Below are 516 nucleotides of genomic sequence, written 5' to 3'. Positions count from 1 at the left end.
AAGTTTCCGTAGTCAAAATAAAAGAGGTAGGGGGAAGGATTCACATTCCGCCGCGCCCGGTAAACATTAAATTCGTCTCCCTTGAAGGCCTGTGAGAAACGGCGGGAAAGCACTAACTGAAAAACATCTCCCCTGTGACAATGCTCCTTTGCCTTGATCACCATTTGCCGGTAACCTTCATCGGTCTCGTTGGATTGCGTTTCGCCTTCCGCAGAAAAAGGATAGGAGGCGAAGTTTTTCACCTTTAATAATTGATTTATCTGTTCAAGATTATTATTAGAATCATAGCTGTGATCAAAAATATAAGCTTCATTGTTGAAATGATTGATGGCGATGATATTTTGATAGACGGCGTAATAGATCTCCGGAATTTCGAGATCCCCCTGCTTTTTTGAGAGCTTCAGGTTTTCAAAATACTGCACCCCGTCATACGCAATGTAGCCGAAGAGCCCTTCATTGATAAAGCTGAAATTCGGGCCGGTGGTACTGAATTTTTGGGCAAATTCCTGAATGGCT

Annotated in this window: 1 protein-coding gene; it reads right to left on the bottom strand. The window is 43.0% G+C overall.

Annotation, left to right across the window (positions count from 1 at the left end):
* A partial coding sequence (locus tag HC175_RS17375; protein ID WP_209310054.1) for a chorismate-binding protein occupies positions 1-516 on the bottom strand: 516 nt, incomplete at both ends.

This window comes from Salinimicrobium oceani, assembly GCF_012037645.1.
The sequence above is the reverse complement of the archived record's forward strand: the minus strand, read 5'-3'. Positions and strand labels throughout refer to the sequence as shown.